Source organism: Paenibacillus sp. Lou8.1, assembly GCF_024213565.1.
Lineage (GTDB): Bacteria > Bacillota > Bacilli > Paenibacillales > Paenibacillaceae > Paenibacillus > Paenibacillus polymyxa_B.
The window spans coordinates 100,974-114,059 of the sequence record NZ_JANAVN010000013.1; the positions used below are offsets into that span (position 1 = coordinate 100,974).

12 protein-coding genes are annotated in these 13,086 nt (G+C 47.3%); 4 read left to right on the forward strand and 8 right to left on the reverse strand.

Annotation, left to right across the window (positions count from 1 at the left end):
* Positions 1–29 precede the first annotated feature (29 nt).
* Positions 30–824, forward strand: coding sequence for an SDR family oxidoreductase (locus tag NLX78_RS18805; protein WP_254351234.1), 795 nt, complete (start codon positions 30–32; stop codon positions 822–824).
* Between the two features lie 113 nt (positions 825–937).
* On the opposite strand, the gene NLX78_RS18810 is transcribed toward NLX78_RS18805, so the two are convergent.
* The 7 genes from NLX78_RS18810 to NLX78_RS18840 form a co-directional block, all read right to left on the reverse strand.
* Positions 938–2,356 (reverse strand): aldehyde dehydrogenase family protein, encoded by a 1,419-nt coding sequence (locus NLX78_RS18810; RefSeq protein ID WP_061831289.1) that lies wholly within the window; start codon positions 2,354–2,356, stop codon positions 938–940.
* Between the two features lie 42 nt (positions 2,357–2,398).
* Complete coding sequence (locus tag NLX78_RS18815) at positions 2,399–2,827, reverse strand: universal stress protein (protein WP_061831288.1); 429 nt, start codon at positions 2,825–2,827, stop codon at positions 2,399–2,401.
* Positions 2,828–2,854: 27 nt separating this feature from the next.
* Complete coding sequence (locus NLX78_RS18820) at positions 2,855–4,066, reverse strand: MFS transporter (protein WP_061831287.1); 1,212 nt, start codon at positions 4,064–4,066, stop codon at positions 2,855–2,857.
* 40 nt (positions 4,067–4,106) lie between these two features.
* Positions 4,107–4,562, reverse strand: a complete 456-nt coding sequence (locus NLX78_RS18825) for a MerR family transcriptional regulator (RefSeq protein WP_254351235.1) — start codon at positions 4,560–4,562, stop codon at positions 4,107–4,109.
* 343 nt (positions 4,563–4,905) lie between these two features.
* Positions 4,906–5,007 carry a hypothetical protein gene (locus NLX78_RS18830; protein ID WP_023986941.1) on the reverse strand — a complete coding sequence of 34 codons (102 nt, stop codon included), beginning with the start codon at positions 5,005–5,007 and terminating at the stop codon, positions 4,906–4,908.
* Positions 5,008–5,119: 112 nt separating this feature from the next.
* Positions 5,120–5,707: a TetR/AcrR family transcriptional regulator gene (locus tag NLX78_RS18835; protein WP_254351236.1), complete on the reverse strand. Its 588-nt coding sequence runs from the start codon at positions 5,705–5,707 to the stop codon at positions 5,120–5,122.
* Between the two features lie 197 nt (positions 5,708–5,904).
* Positions 5,905–6,516 carry a pyridoxamine 5'-phosphate oxidase family protein gene (locus tag NLX78_RS18840; protein ID WP_254351237.1) on the reverse strand — a complete coding sequence of 204 codons (612 nt, stop codon included), beginning with the start codon at positions 6,514–6,516 and terminating at the stop codon, positions 5,905–5,907.
* Between the two features lie 115 nt (positions 6,517–6,631).
* On the opposite strand from NLX78_RS18840, the gene pdxR reads away from it, so the two are divergent.
* Positions 6,632–8,170 (forward strand): MocR-like pyridoxine biosynthesis transcription factor PdxR, encoded by a 1,539-nt coding sequence (gene pdxR / locus NLX78_RS18845; RefSeq protein WP_254351238.1) that lies wholly within the window; start codon positions 6,632–6,634, stop codon positions 8,168–8,170.
* Positions 8,171–8,292: 122 nt separating this feature from the next.
* A complete protein-coding gene (locus tag NLX78_RS18850) occupies positions 8,293–8,721 on the forward strand; it encodes a DUF1259 domain-containing protein (protein WP_061831282.1) in 429 nt (142 codons plus the stop codon).
* Positions 8,722–8,868: 147 nt separating this feature from the next.
* Here NLX78_RS18850 and NLX78_RS18855 read toward each other — a convergent pair whose 3' ends face one another.
* Complete coding sequence (locus NLX78_RS18855) at positions 8,869–9,507, reverse strand: pentapeptide repeat-containing protein (RefSeq protein ID WP_103046944.1); 639 nt, start codon at positions 9,505–9,507, stop codon at positions 8,869–8,871.
* Between the two features lie 152 nt (positions 9,508–9,659).
* Between NLX78_RS18855 and NLX78_RS18860 the strand changes: the two genes are divergently transcribed.
* Positions 9,660–12,959, forward strand: a complete 3,300-nt coding sequence (locus NLX78_RS18860) for a DUF5695 domain-containing protein (protein ID WP_254351239.1) — start codon at positions 9,660–9,662, stop codon at positions 12,957–12,959.
* Positions 12,960–13,086 lie beyond the last annotated feature (127 nt).

Here is a 13,086-nt window from a genome sequence, read left to right on the forward strand (position 1 = left end):
CATTGTAGAATTTAGGAGGAATTATTTGCATGAGTTTTCAATTAGAAAGCATTTTAAGTGAGTTTAAAGGCAAAAGGGCCTTAGTCACAGGCGGTACCAAAGGAATGGGAGAGGCTATTGCTAAGAGACTTACAGCTGCAGGTGCTACCGTAATAACTACGGCTCGAACTACTCCAGCTAATTTAGAAAATCCAGACCTGTTTATTCCAGCCGATATTAGTACGCCTGAAGGTGTAAATAAAGTAGTAAACAGTGTTCTTGAGCGCCTAGGCGGTGTAGATATTCTTGTCAACAATGTTGGAGGCTCGTCAGCCCCATCCGGGGGAGCTCTTATCTTGACAGACGAGCATTGGCAGCAAACTTTTAACGCCAATCTGTTTGCTGCCGTCCGTTTAGACCGTGGACTGCTGCCGGCTATGGTGGAAAAGGGTTCCGGTGTTATTATTCATATTTCATCTATTCAACGTCGCTTGCCGCTATATGATGCAACATTGGCTTATGCTGCAGCCAAAGCAGCTTTAACTACTTACAGCAAAGGGTTATCCAAGCAGTTTTCGCCTCAAGGCATTCGTATTAATACAGTTGCGCCAGGCTTTATCGAAACGAAGGCAGCACAAAGTTTGATTGATCGGATTGCTGAAACGACAGGTGACCGAGAAAGTGCATTAAAGCAACTGATGGACTCGTTGGGAGGAATTCCAATTGGTCGTCCAGGACTACCAGAAGAAGTCGCTGCGCTTGTTGCTTTTCTGGTATCCGACCGGGCCGCTTCAATTACAGGAAGTGAATATAATATTGACGGTGGAACAGTTCCAACGGTCTAAAACTTTATTTTCATCTGACAATCGCGCAAAAGGTGAAAAAAAAAGCCCATCTAATGAGCAGACATACGCAAAACGTATTATCTATGTCCATCAGATAGGCTTTTATATAACTACTACCGTTTAATAACGATCAGCTTTGTTTCCAGCATTTCTTCCATGGCATACTTTACGCCTTCTCGTCCGGTGCCGCTTTGCTTCACACCACCATACGGCATATGGTCAACACGGAAGCTTGGAATGTCATTGATCATCACGCCGCCCACTTCAAGCTTGTCCGCTGCATCCAGTGCAGTCGTGATATTACGCGTGTAAATTCCCGCCTGCAGGCCATAGATCGAATCATTCACATGGTTTACGGCTTCATCTATAGAGCTAACAGAATGAATCAGCACAAGCGGGGCAAACACTTCACGACAGGACACCTTGGAAGTCGGGTCCACATTAAGCAAAACCGTCGGCTCCAAAATACCTCCCTTGGCTTGGCCACCCAGAGCGATCCTCGCACCTGCTTGAACCGCTTCTTCCAGCCACTCACGGACACGTTCGACATCCTTGGCTGAAATAAGCGCGGATACATCCGTGTCCGGCTCTAGCGGATCTCCAATTTTTAAACGTTGAGTCGCTTCTATAAATCGGGATACAAAGGTATCATACAGTTCATCAACAACGTAAATACGCTGAACCGATATGCACACCTGTCCCTGATTGGCAAAAGCTCCACTCACACAGCGGTCGATGACCGCGTCCACATCGGTATCACGGTCGATAATAACGGCCGCGTTGGAACCCAGCTCCAGCGTGACCCGCTTCAAGCCGGCCTTGGAGCGAATTTCTGTACCAACCGCCGGGCTACCGGTAAAGGTGATATAGCTGACGCGTGAATCAGTGACAAGTACGTCGCCAATGGTTTTACCATCGCCGCTGATCACGTTAAGAGCGCCCGCAGGCAATCCAGCCTGCTCCAGCAGCTCCGCAATCAAGTAAGCCGACAACGGCGTCTGCTCCGCAGGCTTTAATACGACCGTATTGCCTGCTGCCAGCGCGGGACCCACTTTATGAGCGACCAGATTCATCGGGAAGTTAAATGGTGTAATAGCTCCGACTACCCCTACTGGTTCTTTGAGCGTGTAGGCCATACGACCCTCGCCGCCCGGTGCGGCATCCAGCGGAATGGTTTCCCCGTGAATCCGTTTGGCTTCTTCAGCTGCGAACTTGTAGGTTTGCACCGTCCGATCAACCTCCGCCAGCGCAGCCTTCCATGGTTTGGACGCTTCACGTGCAATGATGCGCGCTGCATCCTCACGCCGCTCTTCCAGCAGGTTAGCCAGCTTCTCCAAAATGGCTGACCGCTGGTGCGCTGGCATGGCCCGCATCTCCGAGCGTGCATCAGAGGCCGCTTGAATAGCAGCCTTGGCATCCTCTGACGTGGCCTCTGCCACCTCAGCAATGATTTCCCCGGAATACGGTGATTTCAACGTCGTGTACGATGAAGCAGCTTTCCATTCTCCACCAATAAATAAATGCTGCTGCATGCTTTTCCCTCCTTCTCTTGATATCAACGTTCCTTTTACCATCTATTTTACCGTCAACACCGGACAAGGTGCATGCTGAATCACCTGATGGCTCACGCTACCCAGTATCATTTCGGAAACAAGTCCTTTGCCCCGCGTCCCCATAATGATCAAATCCGTCTTTTCCTGCTTTGCACTTTCGCAAATGACACTGGCCGGATCACCGTGACCCGCCAGCATACGGTAAGAAATACCCTCGTCCTTCAAATAGTCGGATGCAGGTTCTAAGATATGACGACCTTCCTCTTCGATCCGCTCATCCACATCAACCCCAACCGGCGGCTCATTCATGGATAAAGCCGGGTTTACATGCAATACAGTCAGATGCGGATTCCCCTGAAGCTGCTTAGACAACGTTTTGGCTGTCTCCAACGCCTTCATCGCGTGTTCCGAACCGTCAATCGCGACTAGAATATGTTTGTACTCGCTCATACTCTTTTCCTCCTCAGAAGTCCAATTTTAGTGTGCATCCACTTGAATATCCTGCATATGTCGACGACGTACGATCAGCACAGCTACACCAATCAGTACCATCAATGCTCCAAAATAAAACGGGGTTTCTGCTGAGTACCACTCTGACAGCTTCCCTGCAAGCCACGGCGAAATTGCCCCGCCCAAAAACCGCATGAAGCTGTAGGCCGCAGATGCTGTCGAGCGCTCCACTGGAGCAGCCTGCATAACAGCAGTTGTAATCAATGTATTGTTAATTCCCAGAAAAATACCAGCTACAATGACGGCGACAATGACAGTCGTTGGCGAACCAGCTATCGTCCCAATCGCCATAACACCTAAATCAATGGCAAACAGCGTTAGCATGATACTAATGGAAGATACCACGCTCAAGCGTGCTTGAATCTTCGGTGCTACAAACACCGAGGTAAAGGCCAGCATAATTCCCCAGCCAAAAAACACATAACCTAAACCATGCTCGTCCAGATTCATTACATATGGAGAATACGCCATCAACGTAAAAAATCCAAAGTTATATAACAACGCTACAATACCGAGCGTGAGCAAAGCCGGATAGCTGAGCGCTTTGAACGGATCGGCAATGGAACCGCGTTTTTTGGGCTTTGGAATCGAAGGCAGCATAAACGTAATGAACAAAAATCCCACTACCATCAGTCCGGCTACACCGAAAAACGGACCGCGCCAGGAAATGGAACCTAACTCACCGCCCAGCAACGGACCCACTGAAATCCCAAGGCCCAAGGCCGCTTCATACAAAATAATTGCTTTAGCTGTTCCAGAAGTGGACAGACCTACAATCGCAGACAACGCTGTTGCGATAAACAAAGCGTTCCCCAAACCCCAGCCTGCCCGGTAGCCCACAATTCCGCCAACTGTATTGGCTGTGCCGCCCAGTCCGGCAAACACAATAATAAACAAAATCCCGGTTAGTAGTGTCCATTTGACACCCAATCGACTAGATACAACGCCCGTAATCAGCATCGCAACGCCTGTTACCAGATTGTAGCTGGTGAACAGCAATGACACTTGGCTTTTCGTAGCATGAAGCTGATCAGCAATGGCCGGAAGAATCGGATCGACCAATCCCAGACCCATAAATGAAATAACACAAGCAAAGGCGACTGCCCATACCGCTTTCGGTTGAGACAGCAAGCCTGAGCGTTCTTTTAACTCTTCAGGTAATGCATGTTGTGAACTCATATTATGATGTTACCTCCACATCTGAATGTAAATGTTCTTGTTATGACGGGTCGTGATTAAGTTCCTCATCCAGAAGAACCTTGCGTTCACGCACCCTAACCCGCAACTCCTCCAGCTCAGTCTGGAGCATACGGATGCTGTTGATTTTTCCCTCCATTAATTCCAACTGTTCGTTCAATGTACTTTCCATATCCTCCAACATGGCCCGTCGCTCGTTCGGTTGCAAATGCTCTGTTCGCTCGCGATATTCCTCCCGCTGACCTTTGAGCATTTCCGCTGCGGACATGTAACGCTGAAGCTCTTGCAAGGAGAATCCAAGTACTTCCTTGGCACTTACTATTTTTTTTAGTAAATCCACATCCTCCTGCGTATACAGACGCATATTCCCCTCACTGCGCTGCGGAGAGGGCAATAAGCCGATTTCCTCATAATAACGAATGGTTCGCTTCGTCAGACCACTTTGCTTGGCGACCTCATCAATTTTATACGTAACCATGACACCCACCTTATGAAAAAGATTATATATAAATACTACGCCTCTATAACGTTAACGTCAACGTAAACTTTTATATAAAAAAGAAACCGCCTCTATTGGAGACGGTTCCTAGTTTGGCTTGCACGGTCATAGACCCGAGCATCGGTGCTCAAGCCCATGAATATAGCTTTAGATGAAACAAGTACGAGTGATGATAACCAGTAAAATGAAGAGAACCAGAATAACACCAGTGGAGGTGAACATGTTACAACCGCCACAACCTCTATCTACTTCACCCATTTCGTATTCCTCCTCCCTACTGATTCCAGCAAATCTCCCGAATTTTAAATCCTTGAGCTACTAATTAGATGATAAATGCTTTGGAAATAATAACGAGCAGAATGAAAAGTACCAGAATCGCTCCTGTAGATGTAAAAGCTCCATAACCAGCGCCTACTCCAGACATGGTGATTCCTCCCTTCATGGTTTACAAAAGCATCTTATGCTTATGCCATCATTCACGATAGGGACAAATGCCGCGCCTGCCGCCCAAATCTAGGTTAGGATTGTATAGTCTGTTATTCTTCGGACCCGAGCATGCCGTGATACAGGAGGTTTCGTGCCTGCTTGGCAAGCACAGACGGACTTTCACGTCCAGGTAGCAATTTAGTTAACGTCAGCCGTTCAATCAAGCCGATCACGCATTCTGCTGTCAGCTCAGGGTCCAGTTCCTCACGGCAGGAGCCCCATCGTTGCGCCGCCAGCAGATGCTTTTTAATATGCTCGGCCATTTCCGCCTTAATGCGCACCGAGTCTGCCGCCTGGTAAAACCCGACACGAGTGATCGCCGGATTGTTAGACAACACGCGAAAAATAGCTTCCAGAAACACTTGTCCCCGTCTCAAAATTTCAGCCTCGCTTAGGTCTGGGCCAATCTTCATGCTTTGTACCGTATCATTCACCAAAGTACGAAAGCTCTCCACAAGCTCCTCATACATTTGTTCCTTGCTTTCAAAATGAATATAAAAATCCGGCTGCGTCAATCCTGCACGTGCCGCGATCGAACTTACCTTAGTCTGATAAAACCCCGTCTGAGCGAACTCTTCAGCCCCCGCTTCCAGTAACAACCTTCGACTTTCCCGACTTCTGACTCCTGCTCTCGTCACGGTCTTGCCCCCTTACGCCACAAATCTATCGTATTATAAAGTTCCTTTGCAGTAAGAACAACGGGCTTGAGGATGATATATACCTGTCCTTCAAAAGTCCTAATACAGAAGGACTGAAAGTTTTGGAAAATCAAGGGCATCTGCCTACAAGGTATAATTAACCAATCTGATGGTGAGCGAGCAGGAATTTATTACGCTCAGTGATGAGGACAATATTTGCGCATCATCTCAATCGTTGTCAGATCATCATCCAGCCCCCGTTGTTGCAAGCCATCGATAATTTGCTGACGTTCCTGATCTTTGACATTTTGACCGAATTTAAACTTGGCAGTCCATTCCTCTGGTACAATTTTGAGCAGAGCGACCCCTTTCAAGCGTGAAGCATACCGAGAATCGCTGGCATCAATCGTGTCATACCCGCCTTCCGGTTGCAGCTTACTCATAAAAATGGAAAAGGCCGATGCTTTTTCTTCCAAATCCACTACATGCTCCGCATGACCACGCACGGTAATACTTTTAAAAAATGATGTCGCAGGACATGCCATATGTTCATCCGTAAAATAAGACGGAATGAGCGCATATTCTTTGGCGGCTGAAAAAGTAACCCGATTATCCTCTTTCATCCGTTCCATCTTTTCTCCAGCACGGCTGCCATGAATATAAAAAACGCCGTTTCCATAAGCGAAATTCAAGGGAACCACACGCGGAAAACCATCCTCGCTGTTCATGCCTAAAAATCCGAAACTGACCTCGCTCAGAAACTGCTCTATTTCCTCTTGTTCTGCCACCGTAAATTCTTTTCTTCTCACAGGGAACTCTCCTTCCATCTATTGACCAATGATACATTTCAGATTATGTTGAAAATGGATTCATAAAAAGATCCAATATGAACGAAAATGAGTGGTCCAATCGAAGGAGAAGAGTATGGATATTACAATTGCTTATCAGCGTGCGCTTCAAAAGTATCATTTAAAATATTTGGCATTGTATCATGCTCTTCGTGAGGGAATCCTCAATGGTTCCCTTGCCAGTGGTACGCGTCTGCCTTCCACTCGTGATCTGGCTGTGATGTATGGAATTTCGCGAGGGAGCGTTAAAGAAGCATACGATATGCTGTTGGCAGAAGGATATGTAGATTCGACAGTAGGCAGAGGAACCTTTGTTATGCAACAGACAGCGACGCTGCCCGACAAATCTCTAATCAGCCAGCAGAACCAAAATTCACCTGTCGCAAAACAAAAAGCCCCTGCTCTATCAGCATGGGGACAACGAATCATGCAGATCGAAAGGGAACGAAACTTACAGTCGTCTCCTGCTTCTGCTACAGATAGAGACAGTGCGCAACCGCCTTTGATTTCTTTCCAGGCAGGAGAAGTTGTATTGGAGGGCAATTCACAGATCGCATGGAAAAGCGCAATGACTGCCGCTGGAAAAGATCTGCAAAAGCCCTCGGCTGATACGACGACTGCACCAGTGAACGGTGATGAATGGCTGCGCGAAGCGATTTGCCATCATGTTGGCAGAACACGCGGAATAACGGCTACCCCGGATCAAGTCGTATTATGCAGTGGTTCCATGGAAGTGATCACGTTATTAAGTCAGTTGCTTATTCATGAACAAGATCGAATTGTATTGGAGAATCCCTGTTATTCCGGCATCTATCGTGCAGTTACTGCCTCAGGCGGACAGATACATGCTGCTGAAATGGATCAACAAGGAATTGTCCCACAGGATTGGGATTCCAAATTGTTGTTTGTTACGCCGGGACGACAGTTTCCAACGGGTGCTGTGTTGCCACTAGCACGTCGTCAACATATTTTGCAATGGGCAGTATCCAAAGGTGCGTGGATCATTGAGGACGATTATGACAGTGAATTCCGCTGGGCAGGACGACCCATTGAGCCGTTAAAAGCACTGGATCGCGCGGAATGTGTGATCTATGTCGGTTCCTTTTCCAAAAGCATGTTCAGCAGCCTTCGACTCGGATTTGCGATTCTGCCCGTTGAATTGGCCCAAGCGCTGACAGCTGCCAAACGACTATATGATCCCCTGCCGCCTGCCCGCTTGGAACAGCGCGCACTAGCACGTTTTATGATGCGCGGCGACTATGTACGCCATGTGCGTCGGATGACTCGAATATACAGATCACGCTACGACGTGTTTCAGCGTGAAATACAGCAGTTAAGTGAACTGTTTCACTGGCATCAGAACGATTGCGGACTACATGCCTATGCCATCTGGAAGCATGAGTCTGCCCAGTATCATCATTTGATGCAGACAGCACAATTTTACGGAGTCACATGGCGTGATGCCGCCGATTACCAACTGACACCGGGATCTCCATCAGCCTGCTTTATCTTTGCCCATTTAACGGAGCAACAAATTATTGAAGGGTTTAATCGTCTGCGCCAGGCATGGGACAGTATCAAACATGAGTATCACGGAGCAAAGCTGAGGCTTTAAAAGGGTGCTCCATTCGTACTTTGTATATAGCAAATTAGACTAATGATAAAGAAGACTTACCCTTCCCATTCCCTTACTTTTTCATATGATGCTAGTAATTCAAATGAATTGGAGTGAGAGAAATGGCAATTAGTCCGCTTTGTAGACAGTTTGCAGCTATATTAAAAGCAACACCTCAAATCATTAACGGAGTTTGTACTGCATCTACAGTCAGAAATAACATCAAGCCGATCATTTTAGGGAAAAAGACCAGATCCTTTCTTGCAATACCCCAAGCTTTTTCTTTCGAAAGTATTGGCCGTAACGGAAAAGGATTATGTCTTGGTGAAACCGTGATTTTGACCGCAGAAATTAATCCATTTATTTCTCGACTTCGTAAACATGGTGTCAAAGTAACGGCACTGCACAATCACTGGCTATTCGATAACCCCAATCTCTGGTACATCCACTTCGAAAAAGTAGAAAAGCCGCTTGTTTTCGCCACTGAAGTGCGTGACGCGCTTAATGTCTTGACAACGAAGCCTGTACGGCCGGTTATTAAAAAAAAATAAGCTATCAATAAATGCAAGAGATCCGCTTAGGCGGATCTTCTTTTTTTGTTATGGGCGGAACATAGACCCCTTACGGATGATAAGCAAACATCATATTAAACGTCTGCGCCAGGCATGGGGCCGTAATAAAAATCAGTGAGGAATCCCTTATTTAATCACTAGCCCCAACAGCCCTACAAATGATGAAGCCTGATGCGGTGAAATGATGCAGCCATTCAAATCTTCTATATCCACCTGTAACCCATCAAATTCGCAATCGCTCAGATCAATCCCTTTGAGCTTGGACCCGGATAGCACCGCTTGATCCAGATTGCAACGGTTAAAAAAGGTTTTTTGTAGTGTTAAATGATACAGATCGGCACTTATTAAAGAACAATCTTCAAAACCAACTTGCTTAAAATTAGCAAAACGGAACATCGAATAATCCCCTAAGCAATCCGAAAAACGAACGTTTTGGAGCCTGCTTCTGGAAAAGTCTGTTCCAAGCAATTTGCAGTTCCTGAACTCTACCCGATGGATAAAGGAACCGGAAAAATGAACATTAGACAGATCGCATTTATCAAAAATGACGTCTGTCCATTCACTTTCCGGCAATGACGATTCCATGATCGTTACATTTTTAAAAGTCATCTTCTCTAATGAAACCTTAACCGCTTCCACATTATCCAAAATCATATCTTCTACAGACCCCATACGATATTCGCCTTTGGATCGTAAGGAATACATTTCTTCATTTAATACGGGCAAGTCGACAGGAATCTTCGGCAACTCCATTTTAATTTTCATAATACCTCTACCTCCACGATTGAGCGCCCCTCTAGGACATTTATATGAATCTATTTTCTATCAATTCTCATACATAGGGTAGCAAAAGTATTTCTCACACATATATTAACGTAGTGAGCACGCTCACGAACCTTTGTTAGGAGGTTGATAGCATGGCAGTACAACTATCTAATCAAGTGTTCTCCATCTCTGTCGGAGATTACGGCGATCTCTCTTCCTTACGGCTGGTAGGGGACACTTTTAATACCAACTATGTCATGAACAACTCCAACGCACCTAAACAGAATACGTCGGATCATCAGTGGCTGGGTGAACTCATGTTCACCTATCGTCTCGGCAACGGAGCGTGGACTCGGGCATGGACAAGTAATTCTGCTGATGCGCGCCAGATCACCTCTTCTGGAAACAGTGTCCAGGTAACCTATCAGAATTCATCAAACAATCAGGGAATACGTAATTTCATTTTACATGAAACTTATTCGTTGGTTAACGACTATTTGCATTGGCAAATGAAAGTAACAAACACCTCTAATCAAACGCTGGAGATCGGAGATTGGGGACTGCCGCTTCCATTTAACGAGTACTGGTCCGGTGGCAATAATCAACAAATTTATGAAACCAGAGTACTCTCACACTCCTTTGTAGGCCATAATAGCTCCTTTATTACCGCCGGACGACCTAGCGGCATCGGACCGTATGTACTGCTAATCCCTGATGCCTCAACGGGTGCTGGTCTCGAATATCAGGACCATTGGAGAACTGAGGAGCATCCCGGCAGCACTTGGGCTATGGAGCAAGGCGGCTGGTCCGAAGGACTGAATGTGTTCTATATCCACTCCAATGTCATCAAGAGCACCAACCGTGGTTATCTCGGAAGCACCAGTCTGTCGCTGGCTCCTGGTGAAAGTAAAACGTATGCCTTTAAATTTTATAAAGTAGCGGACGAGCAGGCTGTAAAGGACAGGCTGTACAGTGAGGGACATGTGGATGTGACCGTGGTTCCGGGTATGATTTTCCCGACCAATCTCAAGGCCAAATTCGATCTGCATACCAGCAAATCCATTACCTCTGTCACAGCGCAATATCCGTCCGAAACGACCATCAGCTATCTGGAAACAGCCCCTACAAACCATAAAATATATGAACTTACACTGGGACGACTGGGACATAACAATATTACTGTAAACTATGGTAACGGCGAAAAAACCGTTCTCCAGTTCTATGCCATCGAGCCAGTCGAAGCTGCACTTCAGCGTCACTCTACCTTCATGGTCAACAGCACCCAATGGAACGTGCCGGGCGACCTGAGGGACAAGGTCTTTGATGACTGGATGATGCAATACAAGGCCAAACGAAACAGCTTTGCTGGCTACTGGGGCTGGGGTGATGATTGGGGACTAACTCACGGCCAGTTTCTGGCGGAGAAAAACGTTCAGAAGCCCGTAGCATCTGAAATCAAGGCAGTCGATGATTATTTGGAGGTGGCCATCTGGACGAATTTGATGGAAGGCCATCATACCGATTATCTGGTTCCTGATTTCCTGATGCCCCAGCCTAATACGACACCAACGTACCGGGGCTATGCCTATCCGCACATTTATAATACATTTTTTAGCATGTATAAACTTGCCAAGCTGTATCCCAACCTGATCAGCTATCGCAATAGCAAAAACACATATTTGCTACGTGCTTATCGTATTTTTAAAGCGTTGTATGAAGGCCCTGTTGCTTATAATTGGAACACGGGACTCATGGGTGAGCTAACTACACCTGATATGATTAAAGCGCTTCAGGAAGAAGGCTTGACCACCGAGGCTAACGACCTGATTGCCAAAATGGCTACCAAGTACAACAATTTCAAAAACACCACCTATCCTTATGGCTCTGAGTATAACTATGACAACACAGGTGAAGAAGCCGTATATACACTCGCCAAAATGAACAACAACACGACCATGATGAGCAAAATCAACGCCAAAACGCGTGCTGCACGCGGTCATATGCCTGTCTGGTACTATTACGCCGATCCGGTCACCATCACCGGAGAGAATTGGTGGAACTTCCAGTACACCACTTCACTGGCCGGCTATGCGATGGATGACTGGACACGTCGGCATTCGTCCAAGCCCGAAGTGGATCAGCGTCTGTCCTATGCCGCCAAGCTGGCGAACATCGGGGCGATTAACTCGGGACAGATCAGCTCTGATCCTGCCAATATCGGGGCGGTATCGTGGACATATCAGGCGGGCAAGGGCAATTATGGCGCACTCGGTCTGGACGGCGGCCCCCTCTTTAACGGATGGCGCGGGATGTCCGGGGAAGCCGACCTGGGGCTATTTGGAGCCATTAAAATCCTAAGCTCGGATGTTGCTGTAGATCCAATATTCGGCTTGTTCGGCTATGGCTGTGACGTTACAGAAAGCAGTAACAGCTACACGATCACTCCAAAGGACGGTGTATTCCAGCGACTGCATCTGATCACCCAAAAGCTGAGTTTGGAGCTGAATCGGGACCAATATAGCTCGGCCATCGTGTCTAAGTCCAAGAACAGCATCCGCCTGAAGCTGAAAAACATGACCCCAGGCACGACTCACACCACCGTTATGAGCTTGACCGGACTTGCGGCAGGTACGTATGACGTGCTCGTAGACGGCACAAAAAACGGATCAGTCACGGCTGCTAACAGCTCTACGACCACGGTCAGACTGAATATCGGTACGGCAGCCAACTATGATATCCGTATCCAGTCGAGTACAGACAACCCGTCTCCCGCCGGAGATATTGTAGCCCGTTATGAATTTGACGAAACGGCCGGATCTACCGCAGCCGATTCGTCAGGTTATGGACAGCAGGCCAGTGTAAATGGAGGTGCGTGGGGAGCTGGACGGAAAGGCAATGCCCTGCACTTTAACGGTACAGACGCCTATGCTAGCCTGCCCGGTGGTATCGTTAGCAGTCTAAATGACTTTACGATTGCCGCGTGGGTACGGGTGAACACGCATAACGGCTGGGCACGCCTGTTTGATTTTGGAGCAGGCACGAATCGGTATATGTTTTTGACACCCAAAGCCGAGGGAACCGGTATGCGCTTTGCTATCACCGTCTCGGGGAACGGAGAGGAACAACAGTTGAATGCGCCAGAGCTGGCAACAGGGGTTTGGAAGCATGTCGCCGTGACTTTGTCAGGCAATACTGGAATGATGTATCTGGACGGTGTAGAGGCGACGCGTAACACGAACATGACGCTCAATCCTTCCAGCCTTGGACTGACAGATCGGAACTATATTGGGAAATCCCAGTTTGATGATCCCTACCTGAACGGTGCAGTGGATGAACTGATTATTTACAACAGAGCCCTAACCGCTCAGGAAATCCGGGGCTTGGCCTCGGCAAGCAGCACCATTACAGCCCATGATGTGGGAGCCCATTCATATGCTGAAGGAGCAGATTAGAATGTATTCATTCATGCCGTTAACGTTTTAGATTATGAATGATTTGTACCGTGAATGATTTGCGTCGTGAATCATTATCGTCGTAAATGATTGGTATCGTGAATGATTCTTGCTATATTAGCTCCAC